A 26677-nucleotide genomic window follows, 5' to 3' on the forward strand; every position below is an offset into this window, starting at 1 on the left:
GAATTTTTTTGAATCTATTACGCTTTTTTGTCAGTTCTTCATAATTAATTCATATTCTTTTTTTATACTTTTAGTACAGGTAATCAAAGAGGTGAAAAATATTGAAAAGCCTTCATTATGCTTTTGCTGATCTATATTACTACAAAAAATTTACAATCGTCACAACAATCATATTTTCTGTATTTCTATTGATAATAAATACTGTTCTTAATCTAATCGATCTTAATAAATATTGGATCAATAAGTTAGTAGCCAGCGGTTCAAACGACTCAGCGCTTCTTTCGTATCAAAGCTGGAACTCTATTTATTCATCAACGTACATAGGTAGTATCATTTTATTTGGCTTGTTCATCAGTATTGGATTCTTTGTTGAGGGCAACAAAAGAAAAGCACTTGTGCAAAAATGGCGACTGCTTGGCTTTTCCAAAGTATATATTTTGAAACAGGTCCTGCTGGAAGTATTGATTATCGCACTGGCTGCTACTCTTATCGTCAGTTCATTTCTAGTTATTTTTCAAAATATGTATGAGTCTGCGTTGTTCCACATTCATTCCTTTGCTGAAGTAGAACACCCAATGGCTACTAGCTCGATCATCATTGCCGAGAACCTCCCTACCTCTACAACGGATTCAGTTTATCAGGCATCTGGGTTGTTCTCATTCGATATACAGCGACTTTCATTAGTTGATATCTTCGGCAAATTCAATAGAAACAGTGCGGTGCTGATTGGTATCAGTCTTTGTGTTTCAGCCTTCTTTACCGGATGTGCTCTTTGCAAATCAAAAGTTTCTTTTAGGAAGTGATTAGCTTGAAAACGATCGAACATTATCAAACATTCATCCAGCAGTTTTCTCAACCGGATGAACATAAAGTTTTTGCAGTTCTTAAGGACAAAGAACAGATAGTAACGGAATTACCAGATTTCATTGAAGCAGCGCTTCAGCAAAACCAAATAAAGGAAATTGGTTTTTTATTAGACGACTCTGCTTTCTTTCCATCCTTTTCATTGACTGACAATCTCTTCATTTGCAGCTCCATTAAAGATCGTCAGCGAAAATCCGTGTTAAAGGAATGGGCAGTTCTTCTTGAATTGCCAATGAGTATTTTTTCAGATTCCTTTGACAATCTATCAACCTTTCAGCAAGTAAAGCTTCAATTGCTGCAGCTTATTTTAGCAGATAAGAAGAAGATTATTTTAGCAAATGACTTTTCCAAGCTGTCTGTATATGAAAAGCAGTGTCTGTTTCCCTTATTAAAGGAATTGGCAACCAAGACATCTATTTCATTCTGGCTAATCACAGATGATCAAAAAATCGCTGACAGCCCGTATATAGATGAAACGATTGTCGCGTAAGTAATAGAACATCTTTTCAGATTAACATAAGATATAAAGAAAAAGACTTTAGAACTCCTGCAGCTGCAGAAGGCTTCTAAAGTCTTTTTGTGTCTTTTCATGGAGAAAAATACCTGAGGCTTATAATTACTAGCCTCAGGTATCTTCTTATTCTTCTATCTCGATATCCGGGAAGGTGATGGTAAATGTCGTTCCTTTACCAAGTTCACTTTCCACAGAAACTTTCCCTTTATGAAGGCGAACTAGCTGCTCAACAATCGGCAGTCCCAACCCTGATTCTCCATATTTAGTATTTTTTCTTGATGGATCTGCTTTATAATAGCGATCCCATATATTGACCAGCTGTTCTTCACTCATCCCGATACCAGTATCGGATATCTTAACGATTGTTTCCAGATACCCTTTTTCTACCTGAACACGTATCTCGCCGTCCTTGGTAAATTGAATGGCATTTTGAAGAATGTTAACAATGATCTGTACAAAACGGTCATAATCAGCAAATACTTCTACAGAGTCCTCAGTCTCTAAATGAAGAGTATCTCCTGCTGCTTCAGCCTTTTTGCTTAATTGTGTGAAGATGCTTTTAATCGCTTCAACAGCGTCAAATTTCTTCACTACGATACTGATTTGATCGGTTCGTATCTTTTCGTAATCCAGATTTTCATTCACCAGACGAATCAGACGTGCTGTTTCATTTTGCATCAATTTAAGTGCATTCGCTTTTTGATTTTCAGGGATTGCGTCGTACTCCAAACCTTCAAGTAATCCGTTGATCGTTGTCAGCGGTGTACGCATTTCATGGGAAGCATCCGCCATAAACTGCCTGCGTCGCTCTTCCTGCCGTTCGATTTCCAGCTGCGATTCCGCTAGTGACTCGGCCATTTTATTGAAGTCTTCAGCTAAGTCATCGAACTCATCTTTATCGTGAACATCCAGCTTGATATCAAAGTTTCCGCTAGTGATTTCCCTCGTTGCTTTACGCATTCGATTGATCCGCTTCACCTGAAACGCAGCCAGACCATAGCTGACAAACAATGCTACAACACTGGAAATCAAGAAGCCCTTAAACAGATTTGACGTTACCTGAGCAACACTGTCCGACACATTTTTAGCTGGCTGAGTTACTACAAGGTAGCCAACAAGATTTTGACTTTCTGAGTTATTGTAAGATACTGTCAGCATCACTGGCGACAATACGTAGGAGGTTGCTTGTTTATTCCCATACAAATCCTTATCAATCGTTTTATAGACGCGCTCCCCCTTCGACAGTGTCTTAAATTCTTCTTTCGAAATAGAAAAATCTAGCGGCTCATCCGTTACTTGAGGGAACTGGCGCTCCATGTTCACATCAAAGTAAACAAACTGCACATTCTGATTTCTTAGAATATCCTCTGTCAATTGAAAAGCTGCATTGACTCTCATCTGCTCTGTCGGTAAAGACTCGTTGAAATAAGCCTTTGCCCGCAGTGCTTCCTCTGCATAGCCGTACAATCGCTCATAATTATCTTCCTGCATCGTCGTTTTCGTCAATTGTGTAAATGACGTTCCGATAATGATGATGATCAAAATAATGATTCCCCAAAAAGCTAACAGCTGTTGATACAAGTATTTCATGAAGAAACACCGGAGTCATCAAATTTGTAACCGACTCCCCAAACTGTTTGGATTACCTGTGGACCCACTTTTTCGATTTTTTGTCTCAGCTTTTTAATATGAGCATCAACTGTTCGCTCATCACCAAAGTATTGATAATCCCAAACCATCTCCAATAGCTGTTCTCTGGAGAAAACCTGACGTGGTTTCTTTGCCAGCGTATAAAGTAGATCGAATTCTTTAGGTGTCAGCCCTTCAATCAGCTGATCATCCAAGTAAGCCTCTCTGGTTTTCGTATTCATTTTGAAATGCTGCGTCACAACGTCAAAGGTTTCATCTGACTGATCTCCTTCACCTACGTGCTCCACCAGCTCAGAACGTCTGTGGAGAGCCTTCATTCGTGCAATCAAGGTTAACGGACTAAAGGGCTTCGTTACATAATCATCTGCCCCCATTTCCAGACCAATTACCTGATCGCTTTCCGAATCTCTCGCTGTCAGCATGATGATCGGCACCGAGTGGGATACCTTACGGATCTCCCGACAAACGGTCATCCCATCCATTGACGGCAAGTTCAAATCCAGCGTGATCATATCCCATTTTTCAGGATTCTCCATAAAGGTATCCAACCCTTTTTTTCCGTCATACTCGAATACAGCTTCCCAACCTTCATTCAGGAAAAACATCTGCATCATTTCTGAAACTGATTCATTATCTTCTATCATTAATACGTTCATAATCGTTCCTCATTCCTTTACCAACAGTAATTATATACTCACTAAATAATTCGCTGCATGGGAACTATTGATTCCCCTCTGCACAAAAAATAGAGCGCCTTTTCCTTGTTTTTTTATTTAGTCGTATTCATCTATAAGTATACTCTAAAAAACCCGCGGCTCCAATAAATTCTATCTTTCTTCAAGAAAGGTTTGCTATTTATTCATCAATAGACATGATTTTCAGACATAAAAAAAGCCAACTCCTATTTAGAAGTCGGGATTTTTTTCTTCTTCCGGTTTTGATAGAAACAGATTGCTCCACCTGTCATCTGCAACAGCAGTACTGCACCAAGTAATACGCTCAAAAAGAAATGCTCTTGGAGAAGAGCCCTCCTGAGTAACACCAGTACAATCAAACTACTTGCTGAATACAATGACCATTGTTTATCCATGTCCAAAAGACCCCTTTGATTTGCTACGTCAAGCATAGGACTTTTCTAAATAAAAATCAAGTAGATTCAAGTAAATCACCAATTAAATTAAAAAAGTCTCATGGATAAAAATTGCTCTTCTTTAGGAAGTATCTTAACATGCTAGCAGCAAATTTTCTGGGGAACACATTGCCATACATACTTGCTTGTATACCACATAAGCTGTGTTTTCTTTCTGTCATAAATCAAAGCTTTGATATATGAGAAGCGACCTTTGCCTAAAGTGCATAATAAAGGAATTAGCTGCAGTTGGTATTTCTTTAATCGGATGTATCTAGCTTTCCACCAAAATTCTTGAAAATTTCGAATACCTCAAGCATTTTCAGATACGCCCTAGTTTCACTCTTTCACGAAAAATGGTAAACTGATTTTGTTATCTATCACAACTACCAGAGGTAATTATGGAAAAAACTATAGAAAAAGAAATACAGCTTTTATTTGATATTTGTTTGACTGCCGGAAGGATCATGATGGAAAATGGTTCCGAGGTTTATCGAACGGAGGACACAATGAATCGTATTGCTGCTAATGCCGGGCATCCCGACAGCGTGACCCACGTTACTGTGACAGGCATATTTATAGGCTTGCGCTCAATGCCTTACACTCAGCTGGAAAATGTAACGGAACGTCGCATGAATTTAGAAAAGGTAGCTGCCGTTAATCATCTCTCCAGACAGTATGAACAGCAAGAACTGAGCTTGCTGGAGCTTCATCAAAAACTAAAAAAAGTGGACGTCGAAACACCAAGTTTTCCAATTCCGCTGCAAATATTTTCTGCCGGGATCGTCAGCTGTACATTGATGTATATCTTCAGTCTTTCAATGCAGGATTTCGCTGCTGCTTTTTTTGTAGGGATGTTGGGCTTTACTGTCTCTTATTTAATCAAAAAATATTTAAAGATGAAGTTTATGGATGATTTTGTCGCATCTGTCGTCATCGGTCTGTCCGCTTATTTGTTAGTCAGTCTTCAGCTGGCTAGTAATATCGATAACATCATTATCGGCTCTGTTATGCCCCTTGTTCCAGGTGTTGCAATTACCAATGCCTTTCGGGATATTTTAGCCGGACATCTGATCAGCGGGATGGCAAGGGTAACGGAAGCCTTATTTGTTGCCGGTTCGATCGGTATAGGTATCGCAATGGTTTTTATCTTATTTTTGTAGGGAGAATAATACATGAACATTCTTTTACAGTTTTTATTCAGCTATATGGGTACTGTCGCCTTTGGAGTCATTACCAATATTCCCAGAAAGGCGCTTAATGTCTGCGGACTTACTGGTGCTACAGGATGGCTGATTTTCATATTTACCAGAGAGCTGGAAGCCGGTGATGCCTTTGCCAACTTCTTCAGCTCCCTTTGTATCGGTCTACTCAGTATTTACTTCTCTAGAAAAAAGAAAATGCCGACGATTATCTTCAATATCCCTAGTCTGGTTCCCTTAGTTCCCGGCGGACCTGCTTATCAGGCTGTCAGAAGCTTTGTCTTAGATAACTACATCTCAGGGCTTCATAGCATGATGATTGTAATCATGACAGCGGGATCGATTGCTGCAGGGTTCATGGTTACCAATATGGTGGAACGGCTGTTAAAACGGATGGCCGCAAAGAAGAGTCGACAGACTTAAAATACTTGATTGACCAGCATTTTATACGAAAAATAAAAAAGAGAGTGGGACAATAATCTGTTGCCACTCTTTTCCATACCCTAAATCCGAATAAACGGCGAGTCAGAAGTAGCTCCTACGACAATAAGCCGGAATTCAACAAAAATTTGTGAAACAATTTTCGTGAATTCCGGCTTATTGCTTGTAGCTAAACACTTCTGTCTCAGCCTCTTTTCTCTATTTTTAAATCTATAGTTTTTCTTTCTCTTCACTCAGCTGCTTTTGTTCCGCCATCAACTGTTTCATTTCTTCAGCTTTTTTCTTGATACATTCGGCGGTAAAACTCACTTCATGCTTTTCTGCTGCGCCCTTCAGTCTTTTCAGCTCATAATGCCATCCTGCCAGATCCTGATAGAGATTAGGAAAGCTTAGCGGCAGCCGTTCCAAAAATGCCAGACTTGTTTCTCCCGGATGTACTTCCTTTAAGCGAAAGCTCACTTCTCCGGAATCCCACATCAGCTTGAGATGCTCCTGTTCCTCATATACCAAAACAGCCATCTCCGCTTTAAATCCATCGGCCTCAAAGGTCAGCATATTATCTGAAGCAAGATGCTCCGCTTTTAATTCAGGGAACCATTTCGCTAATCCTTCAGTCGTTGTCAACAGCTTCCAGACTTCAGAAACATCCGCTTGTATTACCAGCTCTGTCTGAAAACAAATGTTTCCCTCCTGATGGTATAATTTCATATCCTTCTCCCCCTTTTTACATCCCCATCATAGCACACTCTTTTATACTTCGTGGTATAAAGAAGCTCACCAGCTCAATAGAGATAGAATATTTCCCATGATCCCTTAGTAATACTTGATTCAATATTCAATCTATCTAATTTTGCTGCAGCAGTTACTCAATCATCATTCAGCGCTGTAAATTGAAAGGAGCCAATGTTTTCTGCCTTTACTCGTATGGCATAGAACGCTTGAAAAGCTGCTGGCTCATTTAAAATATTATCCTGCATATTCTTCAATTTCCTTTTCCCTACTCGTCTGTCCAACACTGCAAAGACTCTTACTAAAGGATCATTACTTTCTAAGCTGGTTTCAATACTTTGATTATCAAATTCAGCAAAAGCTGCATAAAAACTCTGCTGGTCAAATGCTCCTAAGCTCACTGTATCATCCACATAAGCTGATTCAGAGGTTACAGAATCATTCTCTCTTGAAAAAGATTTTGTGTTTAACCATGTATCCCAATAACATCCCTTTATTATTTCTTTCCCATCATATCTAATGGCCGCCCGTCCGTTATGATCAGGGCTTTTACTGTAAGAGGTCGCATAATAGTGGATATGCCCCCGCAAGTTTTCCGCTAAATACTCTTTTTCTAATTTATTTCTTATCCCGCTCCAAGTAGCCATTGGCACCTCCAATAAATTTGATTGCTCTCTACTTAGTATATACTTATTCATTTTAAAGATGAATACCCGACAACATGTAGAATTTTTTCATTCATGACAAGAAGTAGTTACATTTCCTAATTTTTGACAAAAAAAGCAGCACAGTGGAATACGCCCACATGTACTGCTTATACTTATTCAGTTCTGATTAATCTGCTTTTTTCTTTTTCTTAGAAGCTTTTTCACGTTCGTTTTTATTCAAGATCTGTTTACGCAGACGGATACTTTCAGGAGTTACCTCACAATATTCATCTTCGTTCAAGAATTCTAAAGATTCTTCCAAAGTCAACAGCTTAGGTCTCTTGATAACAGACGTTTGGTCCTTATTGGCTGAACGTACGTTAGTCATTTGTTTCGCCTTCGTAATATTCACCGTTAAGTCATTATCACGGTTATTTTCACCGATGATCATACCTTCATATACTTCAGTACCCGGCTCAACAAACACGGTTCCACGCTCTTCAATACTCATGATACTGTAAGTTGTTGCTTTACCAGTATCAATAGAAACCAACGCGCCCTGGTGACGTCCGCCAATTGTTCCTTGAATCATTGGCAGATATTGATCGAAGGTGTGGTGCATGATTCCATATCCTCTAGTCATAGAAAGGAACTCAGTTGTATAGCCGATCAAACCACGTGCAGGTGCAAGGAAAATCAGACGAATCTGTCCATTTCCAGTATGGATCATATCTTGCATTTCACCTTTACGTTGGCTTAATGATTCGATGATGCTTCCCATGTATTCTTCAGGTGTATCAATTTGAACACGTTCAAACGGCTCGCATTTCACGCCTTCGATTTCACGTTCGATAACTTCCGGACGAGAAACTTGCAGCTCATATCCTTCACGACGCATATTCTCAATCAGAATAGACAAGTGAAGCTCACCACGACCTGAAACAGTCCAAGCATCGGGAGAGTCAGTAGGATCAACACGTAAAGATACATCTGTTTGTAATTGAGACATCAAACGTTCTTCAATTTTTCTAGATGTAACGAATTTCCCTTCTCTTCCGGCGAACGGAGAGTTGTTCACAAGGAATGTCATTTGCAACGTTGGTTCGTCAATATGCAGGATTGGTAGTCCATCTTGATGATCAACTGGTGTTACTGTTTCCCCAACAAAGATATCTTCCATACCGGAAACAGCGATCAAATCGCCTGCTTTTGCTTCTTGGATTTCAAGACGTTGAAGACCAAAGAAACCAAACAATTTCGTCACACGGAATTTCTTCACACTGCCGTCAAGTTTCATCAATGCAACCTGATCACCAACTTTTACAGATCCACGGAAGACACGACCGATACCGATACGTCCAACATAGTCATTATAATCAAGCAACGAAACTTGGAATTGCAATGGCTCATCGCTATTATCAACGGGAGCAGGGATATGTTCAATAATTGTATCAAAAATCGGGCTCATTGTTTTTTCCTGATTTGCAGGATCATCCGACAAGCTTGAGGTACCGTTGATTGCAGAAGTATAGATAACTGGGAATTCCAGCTGATCTTCGTCTGCACCCAATTCGATAAACAATTCAAGTACTTCATCTACTACATGCTCGGGACGTGCCGAAGGCTTGTCGATCTTGTTTACTACTACGATTGGTGTCAAATGCTGTTCCAATGCTTTTTTCAATACAAAACGTGTTTGCGGCATTGTTCCTTCATAGGCATCAACTACTAGTAATACACCATCAACCATTTTCATGATACGCTCTACTTCTCCACCGAAGTCCGCGTGTCCAGGTGTATCCATGATGTTGACTCTTGTTCCTTGATAATCAACAGCTGTGTTCTTAGCTAAGATCGTGATTCCACGCTCTTTCTCAATTGCATTGGAGTCCATCGCGCGTTCCTGTAATTGCGTGTGTCCATCTAATGTATCTGATTGTTTCAGTAATTCATCTACTAGGGTTGTTTTTCCGTGGTCAACGTGGGCAATAATTGCGACGTTACGGATATCATTTCTATAATTTACCATTGTTTGCTCCTTATCCATTGCTTACTGTGCCTGTTCATCTAAATCCGACTGTTTATTATAACAAATTTTTTTCATGAAATATAGTCTAAAGTTTTCAGAAACCATGAAAACTTTAGACTATATAAATTCTGTAAAAGATTCTTTGCATGAAAAGCGACCTTTGTCCTTAATATAAACAACGAATCGACTCATTCTTTTACAGGAATTATATACTTGCTGATTTCTTGTGGATAACGACTGATTTTATTCTAAAAGCTGCTGTTCTTCTTGAACATTTCAACAATTTCCTGATGCACTTCCGGTTGAGCTGCAACAAAATATTCTCGCTCATCAAAAGACAACTTTTCTCCCTTAAGAGTTGTTGCATGGAATCCAAAGGCTTCGATCAGTGCCATTCCCGGAGCATAATCCCAAGGAGCCAGATTCGAAACATAGCCGATATGATTTCCTTTTAACAAAGCAATCATTTCCAGTCCGGCACAGCCGCTGACACGAATGCCCATGCTGGCATTGGCAATGTCCTTTGAACCATGAATATTTTCACCAAACATATACGCATTGAAGCCCAACAAGCCTTCACTAAGTTTGGAAGGCTGAGGTGCCGAGATCTCCTCTTCATTTCTGAAAACGCCCGCTTCTTTTCCACCCCAATATAATTCATCCCGCATGACATCATAGATAAAGCCAAGCTTGCCGACTCCATCTTCAAAAACTGCCAGCATGATGCAGAAATTTTCCTGCTCCATTACAAAGTTCATCGTGCCGTCGATGGGGTCAATGATCCATACACGCCCGTCCATCGAGTCAATTGTGTTATAGCCGGTTTCTTCGCCCAATATCTTATCATCAGGATAGACCCGCTGGATTTTTTGAATCAAGAGCTGCTGTGTTTCTTCATCGATATTCGTCACTAAATCTGTTCGATTTGATTTCTCTTTAATTTCCAACGTATCACTTAAGCTCGTTTTAATAAATTCTCCTGCTTCATTCAGCCAATTTTTAACTTCTTCAACATTTACGATCTGCATGAATCCTATCCTCCTATTTTCAGTTTGCCGGTTTCCCGTTTTTTTGCTTCCTGAACTGTTCGATATAAGGAATACCCAGAAGCCTTCTCAAATTCATTCCCCAAACGTTTTTCTTCGCCAATACTTTTTACTACCTGCTTAAATTTTTTATACGCGTCAAGAAAGTCTGCTGTTTGTATTCCCGACTCATTTGCCTGCTCCAAGGCAGACCAAAGATTTGTTACAACGACCATCTCTTCTGTGGTCCAATCCAAATCCAATGGATATTGATATTCTTTCATCTTTTCACCTCATCTATTTCAGTGTAGCATAAGTAGCATAGCCCTGAAAGCATTCAACTAGATTATCTGTCTATTCGTTTGTTTTTCCAGCTTTCATAAAGCGGCAAGGACACTCTGCCCTTCTCAAGCTCTGTTTCCTGAGCTGAATAGATACCGCTGTTTCCTGAACACATATAACTAATAATGCAAATCATCAAAAGAAAGACAGCCGACTGACTACCAAAAAGCTCAACGCCCATAATAAAACAGGCAATTGGTGTATTCGTTGCACCTGAAAAGACACCAATAAAGCCTAGACCTGCTAAAAATGGAATCGAAAGATGAAGTATCGGAGCAAGTGTACTTCCTAGTGTCGCGCCAATTTCAAACAATGGCGTTACTTCTCCACCCTGATACCCAGCACCCAATGAAAGAATCGTAAAGAACAGTTTACCGACAAAATCAAAAGGATTCGCTTTTCCTGAAAAAGCATCTGATAGTAAAGGCAGACTCAAGCCAAGGTAACGTTGTGTCCCTAGAAGTAGAGCTGCTGCTACCACTACTGCACCACCAAGAAAATTGCGGAGTACAGGATTTGAAACCCAGTTACTGTAAGTCTTTTTTAGGAAAACAATCGAGCGACTAAAAACCCAGCCTATCAATCCAAAACAGATTCCTGCCAAAAATAGCTTGAGAAACAGCAAAACAGACCAGTCAGGAATAACGCCCATTGCATAATGAATATGAGTGATACCGTACATCTCAGTGATAAGATTTGCAAAAAAAGCCGCAAAGAAACTTGGAAAAATTGCTTCTGATCGAAGTTTACCTAACGCAAGGACCTCAAGACCAAAAATCGTTCCTGCCAAGGGAGTACCGAAGACCGAACTAAAGCCGGCACTGATTCCCGCTATAAGGATGATTTCCCGTTCGTAACCAGAGAGTCTAAACACTCTTCTAAGCGCATCTGCTACCGCTCCCCCCATTTGCACAGCTGTCCCTTCACGACCGACTGAGCCGCCAAATAGATGCGTAGTGATTGTTCCAAACAAGGTCAGCGGAATCAACCGTAGAGGGATATCTTCCTCCCCGCCATTCGCCTGACTGATAATCAAATTATTTCCTCTTGCTGCGTTTCTTCCATGATAAGTGTATAGATAAGCAAAAATACCACCGCTGACCGGCAACAGAAACAGCAGCCAGCGATGTGTCTCTCGGTAAGCTGAAACCCATGTTAAACTGCTCAGAAAGAACGCAGACAACGACCCCATGATTGCGCCGATGATCAAGGCAATCAACAGCCATTTCACCATATAGATTCCTGTCAAAAATATTTTCTGTCTGTTTTTCTTCATCATTTTTCTCTCCTCTATTGAACAAATGAAAACGCCTACCAAACGAGAGAAATCTCCCTTGTTTGGTAGGCGTCATCAATTTATTTAAAAATAAACATTTATCGGCGAACACCATCGCCATCATAGACTATTTAACTGAATATAATTTAGCATAAAGAGGGAAGTTAGACAATTAAAAACTCTTGTGGAAGAGCGTTCAGCAGTTTTAGCTTCATGTTTCACCCGTTGTAATTCCAAAGAAAAAGTTCAGATAGATACAAAAAATCAGCACAGAAGAGGGGTTCTGCGCTGATCATGTGTATTCTTATTGTACTGGTTCTCTGCCGAAGCGATGCGCCCATTTGCCTCTTACTGTAGCTAATATCGGCATTGATGCTTCTTTAATGGCACAATACTTATCAACCATTGTTACGATATAGCTTTCTTTGTATTTTGGCGGAGCAATCGTAGCTCCCCACATATGCTTGATGATGATGTCCCGTTCCAAGTCAGACAGCTCAGTCAGCTTCTCTGCATTTTTCACAGCGATTCTCGGATGCATATACGCATGAGATCCTTCATCAAACTTTGTTGTACGCCAGTCATAATAAAACAAGTCATGTAAAAGACCTGCTCTAGCTGTAGCGCGTGCATCACCATTCCATTTTTTTGCCAGCTTGTAACTGTTGTAAGAAACACTGATGGAATGTTCTAGACGTGTTGAATTCATATGTTGAATATAATTCCCTAACCGTTGCACTTCCTCAGTTGCCAATAAATCTTCTACATAAGACATATATTCTTTATCTTCAGTCCATTTTTCTGTCATAGATATGGGTGCCACCTTTTTATAAGTAGTTAAGCTTCAAGCTTGTGAAAATTATAGCATCCTTCTTCTGAAAATTCTAGATTTTTCGCATGACGTAAACAAAGCTTAATATTTGTAATCAAACACCTTGACAGAAACAATCATACCAATTTTAAAACAAAGATTATTTATCCTTCCAAAGCCAAAGCAACGCTTCTTTTTCTACCTTTTTCACAAACTCGTCCTTATCATCCATATAACCGTCGATGTCTGTCGGATGAGCGGCTGCTGCCTGTAGTTTTATCCTTCCATACGCCTCAGCTACTTTAGGATGTACACGCAAATAGTCTCTAAACGTAACATGACGGCCAAGTTCATACAGGCTGTCAAATTGATAGGCATGGATTTGATGGGTACGCACATCACCCCCCTTTGGAAAATACCTGCGTCCCGGAAGTCCATACTCTCCCCAGCTTTCATACCCAAGCGTCAGCATCTCATCCTGATAGCTGTCTAACGCCTCGATATTTCTGACAACCAATGCGATATCAATGATCGGCTTCGCTGCGAGTCTTGGAACAGAAGTACTGCCAATATGTAGAACATTAACAACTAGCTCCTTTGGAAGAGCGTCTATCAGGGATGCTTTTTCTTCTTCAAATTTAATCGGCCAGCTTTGATCATAAGGAACCACTTCAATTTTTCGAACCATTTTACCCCTCCTAAAAAAATCAATTATTACAATGTATCATGGTTTGATTGGTAGACAACGGACTGTAACAAGCTTCAACACCTATCTCTTAAGAACATTCTTAGCAAATGCTTTTAGCTCTTCTTTAGGATATTTTTCTTTGAGCTATTTAGCACGTCAAAATGAATTTTACTGAATAAATATAGAAATCGCTCAAGTGGTTTGTGTTTGCTTTTCACTATATTTTAGGAAAAGTGCTATAAAAAGAAAAAGCAAGATTGTAAAGATATAAGGAGTCAAACTGCCATTGTTTTTACTAGGATTAATCAAAAAGAGTGTGATGGAAAGATTATAAGAAAAGTGTAGAAATGACGCTGGTAGAACATTTCCTTTGGACTTTTTTGTTAAAGAAAAATAGATATGGCTATCTACTATACAGCCAATGAAAAAAATGAGAAACGGAATTTCCATTGTTCCCAGCATATAAAAATTTACATGCCAAAGTGCCCACACAGTTCCAGTAATAAGAGGGACAAGCTGTTCCTTTGTCTTCTTCAATAAATAATCCTGTAAGTAACCACGCCAACCCAGCTCTTCTGCAAATAGCGCCCACAAAATAATAATAAAACTGTGAAATGACAAATCGCTCAATCTAACCTCTCGATTAACAAATAGAGAAATCAAAGCCATACACAGCACTGGAATTAGACATCCAATAAGGATATATTTTACTGATATATTCTTAATGTATTTTTGCTTCAAATAGTTTAAGAGGGAACCCTTCTTCAAGTAAATCAGAAAAATCGCAGTGATTGAAGGAGCCGCAGTACTTAGCCCCAAAAGTAAAAACCAAACGATTTGTGGAGCGTCTTTGATTAGCAAAAGAAGCATTGATACAAAAAATGAAAATCCAAATGTTAGGATAAAAAAGAGCAATACATTCCCCCCTCTATTTTACTATTGATTCATTGCAGCAAATAATTTTTCTGTTTCCACTCTCGAATGCAAAGGACAGGTTCCTTCTGTCTGCGAAGCTCTGCTTCTACTGCCCTAATCAAAGCTAAACAAGTGTGGGACAACGATCTGCTCCACACTTGTTTGATTCAATAAATTTACGAGCTTTTATTTCTGTGATTGAAAATGTGCCATTGCTTGTTTTACTTCTTCAATCGCTTCAGGCTTCAAATACGAAAAAACCTTTTGATTAAACTCAGCAAAAAACTCAGGTGTTTGTTGTCCTGCAGCAGCTTTGTCAAACGCATCCGCCAGCAATAGCTTCATTGCTTCAAAGTGCTCAGGCTTAGAACGCTCCAGCATAAAATCATTGAATTTTGATTGTCCTGCATTCATACTGTTTCCTCCACATCACTCTTTATATTGTTATTGCAACGGCTATTGGTCGTTTACATTTCATCTGGTGCATGCAGTCCAAGAAGACGTAGATCTTCCTTCAGTACAACTGTTAATGCATAAACCAATGCCAGACGTGATTCCTTCTTCTCATCATCAACAAGGATTTTCACATGGGCATAATATTTGTTGAAGGCTTGCGCTAACTGAATAGCATGCTTGGCAATCACAGATGGCTCATATTTTTCTGCTGCCTGCAGTACAGTCTCAGGGAATTTTTGCAGCATCTTAACAATTTCCCAGCTTTCTTTATCGTCTAAGCTATACTCTGCCCCTTCGCTAGGTGTAAAGTTGCCTTTTTTCAGAATACTCATTGCACGTGCATGAGTATATTGAACATAAGGGCCTGTCTCACCTTCAAAACGAACAACTTCATCTAAGACAAAGTCAAAATTATTCAACCGGTCATTCTTCAAATCATGGAAAATAACAGCACCGATCCCAACCTGTTTGGCAACCTCTTCACGGTTTTCAAGCGTAGGATTCTTTTCAACGATTTGCTGCTCAGCTGATTGAACAGCTTCATTCAATACTTCCTCCAGCAATACGATTTTCCCTTTACGAGTTGAAAGCTTCTTACCCCCTTGAGTAATCAATCCGAACGGAATATGGTGCATGTCATCCGACCAGTCAAAGCCAAGTTCCTTCAGTACAGCCTTCAACTGTCTGAAGTGAATTGTTTGTTCATTCCCTACAGCATACAAAGATTGCGCAAAGTTATATGTTTTTTTCCGGTAAAGAGCTGCAGCTAAATCTCTAGTGATATAAAGTGTTGCTCCATCTGATTTACGGATCAAGGCAGGATTCAGGTCATAAGCAGATAAATCAACAATCTCTGCCCCCTTATCTTCTTTCAATAAGTGTTTCTCTTCCAGAAGTGTGATCACTTCATCCATCTTATCGTTAAAGAAAGCTTCGCCATTGAATGAGTCGAAGGAAACCTCCAGCATATCATAGATTTTATTGAATTCTTTCAAAGACTCGTCTCTGAACCATTGCCATAGCTGCATGGATTCTTCGTCGCCTTCTTCAAGCTTCTTGAACCACGCTCTTGCTTCGTCTTCCAATTCAGGTGTTTCTTCTGCCTCTTCATGGAATTGTACATACAGACGTAATAGTTCAGTAATCGGTTCCTGCTGAACCGCATCTTCTGAGCCCCATTTTTTATAAGCGACGATCAATTTCCCGAATTGTGTACCCCAGTCACCTAAATGATTGATCTTTATTGGTTGATAGCCAATTTTTTCAAAAATAAATGAAAGTGAGTTCCCAATCACTGTTGACCGTAAATGTCCCATAGAAATCGGTTTGGCAATATTCGGAGAAGACATATCGATTGTTACGTTACGCTTGTTCCCGATGGACGCCTCTCCATAATGGTTCTTCTTCTCAACGATCTCTTTGATCACAACACCACTGACTGTTTCTTTATTCATAAAGAAGTTCAGATACGGTCCGACTACTTCGATTTTTTCAAAGGCAGATTGGTCGATTTGCTCTGCTAAATCCGCTGCAATCTGCTGTGGTGCTTTACGGAAAATCTTCGCCAATGAAAACGTCGGAAATGCGACATCTCCATGATCGGATGATTTAGGATTTTCCAACAGTTGTGCGATTTGTTCCAGTTCTAAGTCATTTTTTACAACGGCAAAAATTGCCTCTGCGACGATTTGCTTATTGTTCATGATTGTCCTCCTAGAAAATAATGATAAAAAAAAACGCCCCTAATCATCGAAAACACGATGATTAGAGACGAGAAATTCCCGCGGTACCACTCTACTTATCAATTGATTAGCCAACTGATCTACTCAAATCTGATAACGGTAGATCGACCGGCCTATTTAGGCATCACCAAAGTGCGCTTCCCCTTACTCTATCATTTTCGGCTTCCACCTACCCGAAATCGCTAAGATGAATCTAAGTATGGTACTCTCTTTGTTAGTGTGTATTTAGTATCTTGTCTTTTTTGAAGTATACCAAAAAATTTCTGGTTTGACTAGTGATTCTGCCAGAATTTCTTTTCGCTTTTCAGCAGACAATCAGACGTTCATTGATCCTCAGTTGTTTTTTCGTCAGTTACAATCAGTCGACTTCCTTTAGATAAATCAGCTTGCTGGCGTAATCCCCCCACATATCCTCATCAATATATAGGCCAAGATGCATCAGCTCGTCACCACCGATTATTTGTCCTTCGACGATGTACTCTTTGTTTGGATCAAGCCCTGTCAGCTTCAGCACATGAAAGGCTGTCGATGCTTCTGCCAGGATACGGCTGTAAAAGACCAATGCTTCTGTTTTTTTCTCATCCACAAACAGCCAAGATGCCTGATTTCCTTCAAATGGACTTTTCAAGCGATAATAACTACCATATTGAATCAGCTGACGATGCTCTTTATAAAATGCTACCTGCTGCTTCATCAGCTCTTTTTCCTCATCAGAAAGATGTGTCAAATCAAGTTCATACCCAAACACACCGGACATCGCTACATTTCCCCTTGTCTCAAGGCTGGTGATTCGTCCAGTCTGATGGTTCGGCACTGCTGCCACGTGAGCCCCAATTGAAGAAATCGGATAAACCAGACTTGTGCCGTATTGGATTTGCATTCTGGATACAGCATCTGTATTGTCACTAGCCCAAACCTGCGGCATATAATACAACATTCCCGGATCGAATCGCCCGCCGCCGCCGGAACAGCTTTCGAATAAAATAGCAGGAAATTCAGTGGTCAGCCTTTCCAGAAATTCATAAAGACCCAACATATAGCGATGGGCAGTCTCCCCTTGCTGGTCTGCTGCCAACAATGTGGAATAGACCTCTGTCATGTTTCGATTCATGTCCCATTTCACATATTCCAGTGGAACCTCTTCAAAAATATTCTTTAGCTGCTGATAAATATTTTCACGAACGTCTTGTCTAGAAAAGTCTAAAACAAATTGACCACGGCCAACCGTCTTCCCCCTTCCCGGAACCTGCAAGGCCCAGTCCGGATGCTGTCGAAACAGCTCACTGTCCTCAGAAATCATCTCCGGCTCAACCCATAATCCGAATTTCAATCCCATTTCATGAACCTTTCGAGACAGCCCAGCCAAGCCATTTGGAAGCTTGTTCTTGTCTTCCACCCAATCACCTAATGAGGAATCGTCGTTATCTCTATGACCATACCACCCATCATCCAATACGAACAGCTCAGCACCTAAATCTCGTGCTTCTTTTGCAATCGCCAGAATCTTTTCTTCATCGAAGTCAAAAAAAGTTGCTTCCCAGTTATTTGCTAGAATCGGACGTTGTGCGTATTGATAGTTTCCACGAACCAAATGATCCTGAAACAGAGAATGAAAGCTCTGAGACATTCCGTTAAGTCCCTGATCAGAATAGACCATCACTGCTTCCGGTGACTGAAACTGCTCTCCTTGTGCCAGCTTCCATGAAAATTGATGGGGATTGATCCCCATTGTCACTCGTACTTGATCATAAGGATCACGCTCAATAGTGGTTTGATGATTTCCGCTGTACACTAGAGAAAAACCATAGACTTCGCCCTGATCTTCTGTTGTTTCAGGGGCAGCGATTGCAGCGAAAGGATTTTGATGATGGCTGCTTGAACCTCTTGTACTGCCCAACAGCTTGATTCCCGGTGTAATCGCTTCACGCATCATCATTCGTTCCTTAGACCATGTGCCGTTTAGATGGATCAGCTCCAACGGCCTGCCGGCAAAATCAAGAGTCAGGCTGGCGAGCTTGTTAACAAATACTTGCTCATCCGATTCATTTCGCAACCGGTTAGATCGTGTGATTACAGACTGATCCGCAAATATCGTATAGGATAACTCCAGATAGAGATCATATAGCTGATCCTTTAGTATGATGGTCAACGTCTCTGCTTCTTCTTGTCCGTTGATGTAGGTTGCCGGCAACCCTGAAAGCTTCGGCTTGCCCTTTTCGATCGTGTAGTCATAGTAACGAAAATCACTGACCCTACTTCCTGTTTCATGAAGCAATTCATAGGAAAGGGTTCGGTAGTCTCCGGGATTTCCCGGAAATTCCTGCATAACAGTATCAAAAGAAAATTGTCGTTCCTCTGAAAAGGGTGGGTTAGGGGAAAAAGAACGATCGGTTCTCGGGTACTGAAAATGATGATGGTACCGTCGAATCCTTTTGCCAAAATAGAGATGTGCCGGAATATTTTCCTCTTCAATCTGAATCAGATAGCTGATTCTATTATTAGATAGATGAAAAATCTGCTCTTTTTCATCATAAGTGATTAATTTCATTCGTATAGATCCTTTCATCGAGAGTCAGTTGTGCTGTAAATAGTCAGCCTTTTGTACTCATTTATCCATATAAAGCCTATTAAATATATGACACCCAATTCTATTTTATCTGCTGTAAATGCGAGAGAAAGAGCACATTTCGCACGACGCGTATTTAGTAGGATTCATATAGTCGTTTTGAAAAAGTCGGGACCGGAACATTTTATCAATCCCTCAATGTCCCAGTCCCATAACTCGATATTATAATTGTTTTATTTCACAGAACCATTGGTCATTCCTGAAATGATATTTTTTTGGAAGATTAGATAAACGATCAAAATCACAACGATCCCTACCACGTAGGAGGCAAAGGACGGCCCAAAATCGTTAAAGTACTGACCGGAATAATTGTACTGGAACAATGGCAGTGACCAGTTGGATGAGTCTTTATTTAGAATCAGCAACGGCAACAGGAAATCGTTCCAAATCCATAAGGCATTAATAATCAGTGTCGTCGCATGCATCGGCTTCATCAATGGAAAGATAATCTGAAAATATGTTCGCAGTTTTCCTGCGCCATCGATCTCTGCCGCCTCATCGATTTCTTCCGGAATCGTATTTTTGATAAATCCTACATACAAGAATAAGGTTTGAGGAATCGCATAAGCTAAATACAGAATAATCAAACCGGGAATATTAGATAGCCCCATCTTGCTCATCAAGCTGGTGATTGGGATCATGATCACTTGAAAAGGAACGAAAATCCCTAAAATCAACAGACTATACATAATACCAAATGCTTTTTTTCTTGAGATATTTCTGGCAATCGAGTATGCAGCCATAGGGACAAAAATAGTGATCAGCACCACAGAGCCGACTGTGATAACGACGGAATTTTGAAAATACTGACTAATGCCATCATCAAGTAACCGTGTAAAATTTTCTCCAATAAACGGTGCCGGCATGCCTAGAAAATCTCTTGTGATTTGTTTTGTTTCCTTAAAGGCACTGATGACTGTGTAAAACAGCGGGATAAAAATCAGGACCAGACCAATCAGTAAACCAATATATTTCAACACAGTGGACTGTTTTTTCATGATATTTACTCCCCCTACACTTCAAATTTTCGTGAGGTCCGTATTTGCAGAACAGATATCAGACCAATCACAAGAAACAGAACAACAGCAATTGCATTCGCATAACCAAATTTATTGCTCTTGAATGCATAATTGTACACAAGCAGACCAACAGAAGTTGTCTTCCCACTTGGTCCGCCGCCTGTCAGGGAATAGACCAAATCGAAGGCAGTCAACCCGTTCTTCAACGCCAGGATAAAAACCATGCTGATGGAGGGAAGCAGAAAGGGGATTTCCACGTTCCAGAAACGCTGCCCCGAAGAAGCACCATCGATCTCCGCTGCTTCCATCACGTCCTTTGGAATACTTTGCAGCCCTGAGAGGAAGATCACAACAGGGATCGCTATCCCTTGCCACAAGGCAACAAACAGCACACCTAGTACAGCCGTTCTTTCATTGGCAATCAGGTTTTCTTGTAAGAACGCAATGTTCAACGTCTCCCCAACCTGAGTCAGTCCATAGTTGAAGAACTGCTTAAAGATCAATCCCAGTGTTACTGTACTCAAGACTGCTGGAAAGAAGTAAACTGTCCGAAAAAATCCGGATGCTTTTAGCTTGCCGTTCAGCAATCTGGCAATAAAAATACCAATCACGATCTCCCCTACTATCAAGCCCACTGTAAAAATTACAGTGAACCAGATAGAAGAGCGCAGCTTCTCGTCCGTAAGAATTTCTTTGAAGTTATCAAAGCCGGTAAAATTATAGTTTGATGTCAGACCAGTCCAATCAGTAAAACTGTAAAAGAACCCTTGCAGCATCGGGAAGTAAAAAAATACCAGCTGCAGTAGGATAGGGATGATCAAGAACGAATACGCCCAGCCAAGGCCGAGGACACCTTTCTTTTTCATTTGATCGTTACCCTCTTTCTATTAATAATTATTTTTTCATTGCATTAAAAAATGTGTTTAAATTTTTAGCCAGCTGGTCACGATCCCCATTGTTGATATAGTCAACCGTTACATACCAAAAGTCTGCTTCTGAATCCCATTCATTATGAAGCCAGATAATTTGCTTATCTGTACCAACAAGATCAGAGACTTCTTTGATTTCAGGAAATTTACCATCTGTGTCTACAGTTGTTACGAAGGTTGGTGAACCATCGACATCGTAATATTTCTGCATCGCTTCTTTGCTTGCAAGGTAGCTGACAAATTTTTCAGCAGCCTCTTTATTCTTTGTTGTCTTACTAATTGAAACCGCCAAATCAGCTGCCCCTGCAGTCAGCTCTTCTCCTTCGTTTACTCCAGGATGAGCAAACATACCGACTTCAAACTCAGGGTCCTGACTTTGGATAGCAGGCAGTGCCCAAATTCCGTTAGGGAAAATCAATGCATCGCCTGAAGCAAAAGCTGCAACAGCATCATCATATGTGGCACCGTTCGCATTTTTCTGTGTATTGTCACGCATAATATCCAGTTCACCGGCAACCTTTTCAAAGGTCGGATCATCAGCTTTTATGGCATCTTTAGAGCTACGCAGCAGATAATCATTTGCCTGTTCATGTCCACCAGTGATTGTTGCCCAAGCTAGCTGATGGAAGCCGTTTAGAAAGCCGGCAGCATCCGTTGTTAACGCTGCTGAAAATGGTGTTTGTCCGTCCTTTTTGATTGTCTCTACAATTTTTTCAAATTCGGCCCAAGTCTTAGGCTCTTCTATCCCCAGCTCTTCAAAAGCTGTCTTATTGTAAAAGAAACCATAAGCATTATTTGTCAATGGAACGGAATAAATCTTATCATCAACAGCATACGCTTCTGCCGCTCCATCCTTCAGGTCAGCCAACACATCTGATCCTGTCAGCTCTTCAAACATGTCATTTTGGGACCATTCAACAAATTCAGGTAGTGCCGGATACGCATGAACGATATCAGGAACATCGTTGCTGGCCATTCTTGTTTTCAGCACAGTCAAGCCGTCTGGAACATTTGTCAGCTTCACAGTAATGTCCGGATTTTCTTTTTCAAAATCCTTGATGATCTCTTTCATCGTTGGAACCATTTCCTGCTTCTGGAAAAAGAATTCAATTTCTTTTTGCCCTCCATCAGCGGAATCATTCGTTTTGCCGCCGCAGGCTGTTAGTACTCCCCCTAAAGTCAATGCTGCTGTCAGTAACACTAATTTCTTCATTCTTTTCATCACAGTGTACCCCTCTCTAGTTTTAAAAAAAGCGTTTCCACCAACTCATGTGCACACATTACTGTTTACTAAAATGTTTGTCAATAGTTATTATTCACTTTCTCTATTAATAATTTTTCCGGGGATAACGCAGCGCAAAGGATAGTCTCTCAGTCCGTCGATTTTTTCTCTTGCAAAGCGAATCGCCATCCTTCCCAGCTCATTGGTTCTCAGCTCTACAGTAGAGAGCGGGGGTGTTAAATATTCTGAAACCTCAATGTTGTCAAAGGAAACCAATGAGATATCTTCTGGAATATTCAATCCGGCTTTTTGAATCGCTCGATAAACGCCTACTGCCATAGGGTCACTGGCAACCATGATTGCACTAGGCAATGCTGCCTTATTCGCTTCAATGAATGCCTCTGTCAGCTCCATTCCCGACAAGGTACTCCATTCACCCAAGGCAAGCTGAATATTGTCCTGCAGTCCTTTTTCAGCCATCCACCGTTTGTAAGTAACCGTCCTGACGTCTTCTTCATCCAACGTAACCGATCCGTCAGGCAGATGTGCTGTTCGGACACCACCAATAAAGGCAATTTGTCGATGTCCTTTTTCATATAAACGCTCAAGTTGCTGCCGTGCGGCACCTTCAATATCAGAATAAACCGTTTCATATTTTTCCGAAGTATAAGGATCATCCACAACAATCAGCTCGCTATTATGACTGTACAGCTCTTCAAGAAAGCTTTCTTCCAAATGTCCAAGAATGATCACACAGCCGAATGGTTCCAGATCTTCACTGCGGAATTCACTATCCAATCTGAAAATTCGATTTGCTGCCAGCTTCTGTTTCTTCGCTTCTTCAAAAATCCCTAACCGAATCGAACGGAAATATGGATCGTCGATCTCCTCCGCCTCTGACACAGTGGTAACGATCGCCACTGACGCTGCTCTGGAACGTTTGGCCGGTCCTTTTACATAAGCCAAATCAGCTACTGCAGTCTCAATCCTTTTCTTCGTTTCATCTGTGATCGACAAACCAGCATCCTCATTTAGAAAACGTGAAACGGTTGTCGGTGATACACCTGCTCTTCTTGCTACATCTCTTATTCCAGCCATATTAGCTCCTCCTTATTAGTAAACACTCATCGACTTCACTTGAAATCGTTTACTTGATTCTCGCCTTAACTATAAGTCCAATTGTCTGATTTATCAAGAGGAAAACAAAAAGTAAACAAGATTCTCATCTTGTTTACTTAAATTGATACAAATTATCCATTCTGTAAAGAAACTTCATTCACCCAACGTGCGGCCATCTCCGGCCATCCTTGTACATCTCGATTTTGCATGTCTCCATTAGGCGAATCGGTCTCTTTTGTTCCCAACGACAGTCCATGAGGACCTTTAGGAAAGAGATGAAACTCGCAGAAAATTTGCTTTTCAACTAATTGCTCAATCAGCAACAGACTGTTCTGTACAGGTACGACCTGATCTTCTAAGGTATGCCAGACAAAGCATGGCGGAAACTTTTCGGTCACCAGTCGTTCGATAGACAGCTCTTCCTTCTTCTCCTCAACAAGCTTACCCAAAAGTCGTTGAAAACTGGATTCATGTTGGTACACCCCTCCAGATATGACTGGATAACATAAAATCAAGCCAGTTGGGCAAAGATCCTTCTGTCGCTCTGTCAAATCAGCTAACAGCGGTTGATTCCAAAAGGCCCCAAAGCTAGCTGCCAAATGACCACCGGCAGAAAAGCCCATCACAAAAATTTGCTTGGGATCGATTGGATAGACCTTCGCGGCCTCCTTCACAGCAAGCATCGCTTTTCCCAACTGCCTTAACGCTATCGGAAACTCTGCTGGTGCCACGCTGTAGCTTAAAACCGCCACATGAAAGCCTAATGAAAGCAGTTTAAATGCTACCGGTTCCGCCTCACGGTTGGACAGATTCTCGTAGCCTCCGCCCGGACAAATCAGAATCAGCGGACGTTTCCTATTTGGATCAATGTCTTGATAGCTTTCCTGCAGATAATAAGTCAGCTTCGCTTGAAACTCTTCTTCTACAATCATTTGATGATGAAAAAACATAATTACCTCTCTTTTCTATAGGGAATTTTCCAGTCATTTTCCTGAGAAAGAATTCTTCGTTCATCATATACCGTAAGATTTACAGGCGCACCTGTTTCCATTGATACATGGATTTCTTCTTTATTGATGACAATATGAAGCTGACTGCCTTGATAATTCACTGAGAAATGACAACCTGTCCATTTCTGAGGCAATCGAGGAGTCAACACCAGAGAATCCTCTCTGATGCGCAGACCAGCAAAGCCGAAGACCAAACCTAGGTATGTTCCTCCCATGTTGGCAGCATGGATTCCATCCTGTGTATTATGATGAGAGTTGGTGATATCGATTTTGGACGACTCTTCAAAATACCGATACGCCTTTTCCACATCGCCGATTTGATTGGCAACGATGCTGAAGATACAGGATGATAAGGACGAATCATGCGTCGTCAGCTTCTCATAATAATCATATCCCCGCTGAATCGCTTCTGTATCAAAAGCCTCATCATGAAGAAAATAAGCCAGTACTATATCGGCCTGCTTGCAGACTTGGTGTCTGTACAAATACAAGGGATGATAATGAAGCAGAAGCGGGAAATCCTGTTTCGGCAGCTCATTGATCGGCAACACCGGTTTTTCCAAAAAGCTGTCATCCTGTGCGTGAATCTGCTTTTCCTCTGAATAAGGAAGATACATTGCTGCAGCTGCTGATTCGTAATCAGAAATCTCTTGATCGGTGACCTGTAATTTGTCTAAGAAGTCCGCCTTTTGCTCCTTAAATAGCGGGTATAGCTTCACCAGCCAATTCAACTGATACTGAACAGAGAGATTCGTGTAATAGTTATTATTTACAACACAGGTATATTCATCTGGTCCCGTCATACAATTTAAAACAAAACGTTTTCCTTCATAATGGCCGGCATCCAGCCATAAACGACTGGTTTCAACTACTATTTCTCCACCAAAACGCAACAGACAATCCAAGTCTCCTGTTGCTTGATAATACTGAATGATGGAATAGGCAATGTCGCTATTTATATGGTATTGCGCAGTTCCTGATGGATAATACCCAGAAGACTCTGCTCCGGAAATCGTCCGCCACGGAAAAAGCGCTCCTTGCTTATGCCCAAGGATGCGGGCGTTTTCTCTTGCTTTCTCTAAGATTGTATAACGGAATTCGATCAGCTTAGCGGCAATCTCTGGATAGGTCAATGTGAAGAACGGCATCATGTAGATTTCCGTATCCCAAAAATAATGACCTTCGTAGCCCTCTCCACTAAGACCTTTAGCGGCAATGTTTGAGATACCGTCTTTGCCTGCTGACTGGATCAGGCTGTACAAGCTGTAGTTCAATGATTCATTAAGCAATGGATCTCCGACAACCGACAGCTCAGCCTGACGCCAGAATTTATCAAGATACTCCTCTTGCTCTTGATACCACTGATTCAATGGTTTCTGTCGAACAGTCTCGACAAAGCTTCCGCCATCTTTTTCTAAATCATATCTTCTGGAATCCAAGAATAAACTGTATTTGACAAAGTCAATGGTTACCCCAACAGTTAATTGACCATCATAAACCACAGAAACCGATTCATCCTCTTCCACCAGCCCAAGCTCCAGCTGCGATGAAACATCGTGGAAAACCAGCGTTTGAACGGACAGCTCTGACGTCTTTGTCACAGCCGTAATTTTGGAAAGCTGTTGTTCTTCATCGTAACGAGTCTCAGCCACAGACAAATAATCCTCTGCCTCTGCAGCCATCCTCGGATCATTAGGATTAACAAAGTTCTGAGCAGAACCATGATGCTCAGAAACAATAGAGACCGAGCCTTCAAAATCATGAGAAATAATCGTTACCTCTATAGTAAACAAAGGCAACAGAGTAAAAGAAGTCATTCTCCGATAACTAACAGTCACTTCTTCCCCTTTTTGACTTTTCCAAATGAAGCTCCTCAAAGCTGTCCCCTTTTCCATGTCCAGCACTCGATTCAACTCACGAACACCCTGACCGAAAGCTGTCACTTCTTCTCCGTCAAGATAAAGACGAATCGTTTGCGTATCTGCGACATTCAAAATGACCTCTTTCTTATTTGGAAAGCCATACAGCTGCTCTGCCTGCTTCATGTCAGCAATGTCAAACACACCATTGATATACTGTCCTCTACTTGAAACAAAGTCCTCTGGATACCCCTCTTCGAAATTTCCACGAACGCCAATATAACCATTTGCTGTATGAAAAAGTGTCTCCTGAAGTCTTAGCTCTTCATTTGTCAACGCAAAATCTCGTCTAGTCATTTGTTTACTCATTCACCCTGCTCCTCTCTTCTTTGAGCTAAGTGTACCATCATCTTGTAATCGATTTCTTTTCAAA

Annotated in this window: 25 protein-coding genes, 1 riboswitch and 1 other annotated feature; of the genes, 4 read left to right on the forward strand and 21 right to left on the reverse strand. The window is 40.8% G+C overall.

Features of this window, described 5'->3' with window-relative positions:
* Positions 1–101 precede the first annotated feature (101 nt).
* A complete protein-coding gene (locus I6N96_RS00440) occupies positions 102–803 on the forward strand; it encodes a hypothetical protein (RefSeq protein WP_209555532.1) in 702 nt (233 codons plus the stop codon).
* 5 nt (positions 804–808) lie between these two features.
* Positions 809–1354 (forward strand): hypothetical protein, encoded by a 546-nt coding sequence (locus tag I6N96_RS00445; RefSeq protein ID WP_209555533.1) that lies wholly within the window; start codon positions 809–811, stop codon positions 1352–1354.
* Between the two features lie 147 nt (positions 1355–1501).
* Here the strand turns inward: I6N96_RS00445 and I6N96_RS00450 are convergent, their stop codons facing one another.
* The 3 genes from I6N96_RS00450 to I6N96_RS00460 form a co-directional block, all read right to left on the reverse strand.
* Positions 1502–2968 carry a sensor histidine kinase gene (locus tag I6N96_RS00450; RefSeq protein ID WP_209555534.1) on the reverse strand — a complete coding sequence of 489 codons (1467 nt, stop codon included), beginning with the start codon at positions 2966–2968 and terminating at the stop codon, positions 1502–1504.
* Complete coding sequence (locus tag I6N96_RS00455; RefSeq protein WP_209555535.1) at positions 2965–3684, reverse strand: response regulator transcription factor; 720 nt, start codon at positions 3682–3684, stop codon at positions 2965–2967. The genes I6N96_RS00450 and I6N96_RS00455 overlap by 4 nt, the downstream gene beginning before the upstream one ends.
* 245 nt (positions 3685–3929) lie before the next feature.
* Positions 3930–4118 carry a hypothetical protein gene (locus tag I6N96_RS00460; RefSeq protein WP_209555536.1) on the reverse strand — a complete coding sequence of 63 codons (189 nt, stop codon included), beginning with the start codon at positions 4116–4118 and terminating at the stop codon, positions 3930–3932.
* A gap of 440 nt (positions 4119–4558) precedes the next feature.
* Here I6N96_RS00460 and I6N96_RS00465 point away from each other — a divergent pair, with 440 nt between their 5' ends.
* Positions 4559–5320, forward strand: coding sequence for a threonine/serine exporter family protein (locus I6N96_RS00465; RefSeq protein ID WP_209555537.1), 762 nt, complete (start codon positions 4559–4561; stop codon positions 5318–5320).
* 12 nt (positions 5321–5332) lie between these two features.
* Entirely contained in the window at positions 5333–5782 is a 450-nt protein-coding gene (locus tag I6N96_RS00470; RefSeq protein ID WP_209555538.1) for a threonine/serine exporter family protein, read from the forward strand.
* Positions 5783–6010: 228 nt separating this feature from the next.
* On the opposite strand, the gene I6N96_RS00475 is transcribed toward I6N96_RS00470, so the two are convergent.
* The 18 genes from I6N96_RS00475 to I6N96_RS00560 all read right to left on the reverse strand — a co-directional run bounded on the left by I6N96_RS00475 (position 6011) and on the right by I6N96_RS00560 (position 26613).
* A complete protein-coding gene (locus I6N96_RS00475; protein WP_209555539.1) occupies positions 6011–6508 on the reverse strand; it encodes an SRPBCC domain-containing protein in 498 nt (165 codons plus the stop codon).
* A gap of 158 nt (positions 6509–6666) precedes the next feature.
* The gene (locus I6N96_RS00480) at positions 6667–7176 is read right to left on the reverse strand and encodes an SF0329 family protein (RefSeq protein ID WP_209555540.1); all 510 of its coding nucleotides are present in this window, start codon (positions 7174–7176) and stop codon (positions 6667–6669) included.
* 187 nt (positions 7177–7363) lie between these two features.
* Positions 7364–9205 (reverse strand): translational GTPase TypA, encoded by a 1842-nt coding sequence (gene typA / locus I6N96_RS00485; protein ID WP_209555541.1) that lies wholly within the window; start codon positions 9203–9205, stop codon positions 7364–7366.
* Between the two features lie 248 nt (positions 9206–9453).
* The gene (locus I6N96_RS00490; RefSeq protein ID WP_209555542.1) at positions 9454–10233 is read right to left on the reverse strand and encodes an inositol monophosphatase family protein; all 780 of its coding nucleotides are present in this window, start codon (positions 10231–10233) and stop codon (positions 9454–9456) included.
* A 5-nt stretch (positions 10234–10238) separates the two neighbouring features.
* Positions 10239–10514, reverse strand: coding sequence for a UPF0223 family protein (locus I6N96_RS00495; RefSeq protein WP_209555543.1), 276 nt, complete (start codon positions 10512–10514; stop codon positions 10239–10241).
* A 62-nt stretch (positions 10515–10576) separates the two neighbouring features.
* Entirely contained in the window at positions 10577–11848 is a 1272-nt protein-coding gene (locus I6N96_RS00500; RefSeq protein ID WP_209556194.1) for a voltage-gated chloride channel family protein, read from the reverse strand.
* Positions 11849–11907: 59 nt separating this feature from the next.
* Positions 11908–11976, reverse strand: a riboswitch (Fluoride riboswitch).
* A 176-nt stretch (positions 11977–12152) separates the two neighbouring features.
* The gene (locus I6N96_RS00505; protein ID WP_209555544.1) at positions 12153–12656 is read right to left on the reverse strand and encodes an HD domain-containing protein; all 504 of its coding nucleotides are present in this window, start codon (positions 12654–12656) and stop codon (positions 12153–12155) included.
* 163 nt (positions 12657–12819) lie between these two features.
* On the reverse strand, positions 12820–13347 hold the full coding sequence (locus tag I6N96_RS00510) for a GrpB family protein (RefSeq protein ID WP_209555545.1): 528 nt from the start codon (positions 13345–13347) through the stop codon (positions 12820–12822).
* 192 nt (positions 13348–13539) lie between these two features.
* Complete coding sequence (locus I6N96_RS00515; RefSeq protein ID WP_209555546.1) at positions 13540–13977, reverse strand: CPBP family intramembrane glutamic endopeptidase; 438 nt, start codon at positions 13975–13977, stop codon at positions 13540–13542.
* Between the two features lie 471 nt (positions 13978–14448).
* Positions 14449–14676 (reverse strand): hypothetical protein, encoded by a 228-nt coding sequence (locus I6N96_RS00520; RefSeq protein ID WP_209555547.1) that lies wholly within the window; start codon positions 14674–14676, stop codon positions 14449–14451.
* A gap of 53 nt (positions 14677–14729) precedes the next feature.
* Positions 14730–16421 (reverse strand): arginine--tRNA ligase, encoded by a 1692-nt coding sequence (gene argS / locus I6N96_RS00525; RefSeq protein WP_209555548.1) that lies wholly within the window; start codon positions 16419–16421, stop codon positions 14730–14732.
* Positions 16422–16481: 60 nt separating this feature from the next.
* Positions 16482–16687: a binding site (T-box leader), on the reverse strand.
* Between the two features lie 131 nt (positions 16688–16818).
* On the reverse strand, positions 16819–19008 hold the full coding sequence (locus I6N96_RS00530) for an alpha-galactosidase (RefSeq protein ID WP_209555549.1): 2190 nt from the start codon (positions 19006–19008) through the stop codon (positions 16819–16821).
* Between the two features lie 251 nt (positions 19009–19259).
* On the reverse strand, positions 19260–20084 hold the full coding sequence (locus I6N96_RS00535) for a carbohydrate ABC transporter permease (protein ID WP_209555550.1): 825 nt from the start codon (positions 20082–20084) through the stop codon (positions 19260–19262).
* A 14-nt stretch (positions 20085–20098) separates the two neighbouring features.
* Complete coding sequence (locus tag I6N96_RS00540; protein WP_209555551.1) at positions 20099–20971, reverse strand: carbohydrate ABC transporter permease; 873 nt, start codon at positions 20969–20971, stop codon at positions 20099–20101.
* 28 nt (positions 20972–20999) lie between these two features.
* Positions 21000–22256 carry an extracellular solute-binding protein gene (locus I6N96_RS00545; RefSeq protein WP_209555552.1) on the reverse strand — a complete coding sequence of 419 codons (1257 nt, stop codon included), beginning with the start codon at positions 22254–22256 and terminating at the stop codon, positions 21000–21002.
* Positions 22257–22346: 90 nt separating this feature from the next.
* On the reverse strand, positions 22347–23354 hold the full coding sequence (locus I6N96_RS00550) for a LacI family DNA-binding transcriptional regulator (protein ID WP_209555553.1): 1008 nt from the start codon (positions 23352–23354) through the stop codon (positions 22347–22349).
* Positions 23355–23506: 152 nt separating this feature from the next.
* Positions 23507–24325 (reverse strand): alpha/beta hydrolase, encoded by an 819-nt coding sequence (locus I6N96_RS00555; RefSeq protein ID WP_245186790.1) that lies wholly within the window; start codon positions 24323–24325, stop codon positions 23507–23509.
* Positions 24326–24327: 2 nt separating this feature from the next.
* Positions 24328–26613: a glycoside hydrolase family 65 protein gene (locus tag I6N96_RS00560; RefSeq protein ID WP_209555554.1), complete on the reverse strand. Its 2286-nt coding sequence runs from the start codon at positions 26611–26613 to the stop codon at positions 24328–24330.
* Between the last annotated feature and the right edge of the window lie 64 nt (positions 26614–26677).

Source organism: Enterococcus larvae (assembly GCF_017830045.1).
Classification (GTDB): Bacteria; Bacillota; Bacilli; order Lactobacillales; family Enterococcaceae; genus Enterococcus_L; species Enterococcus_L larvae.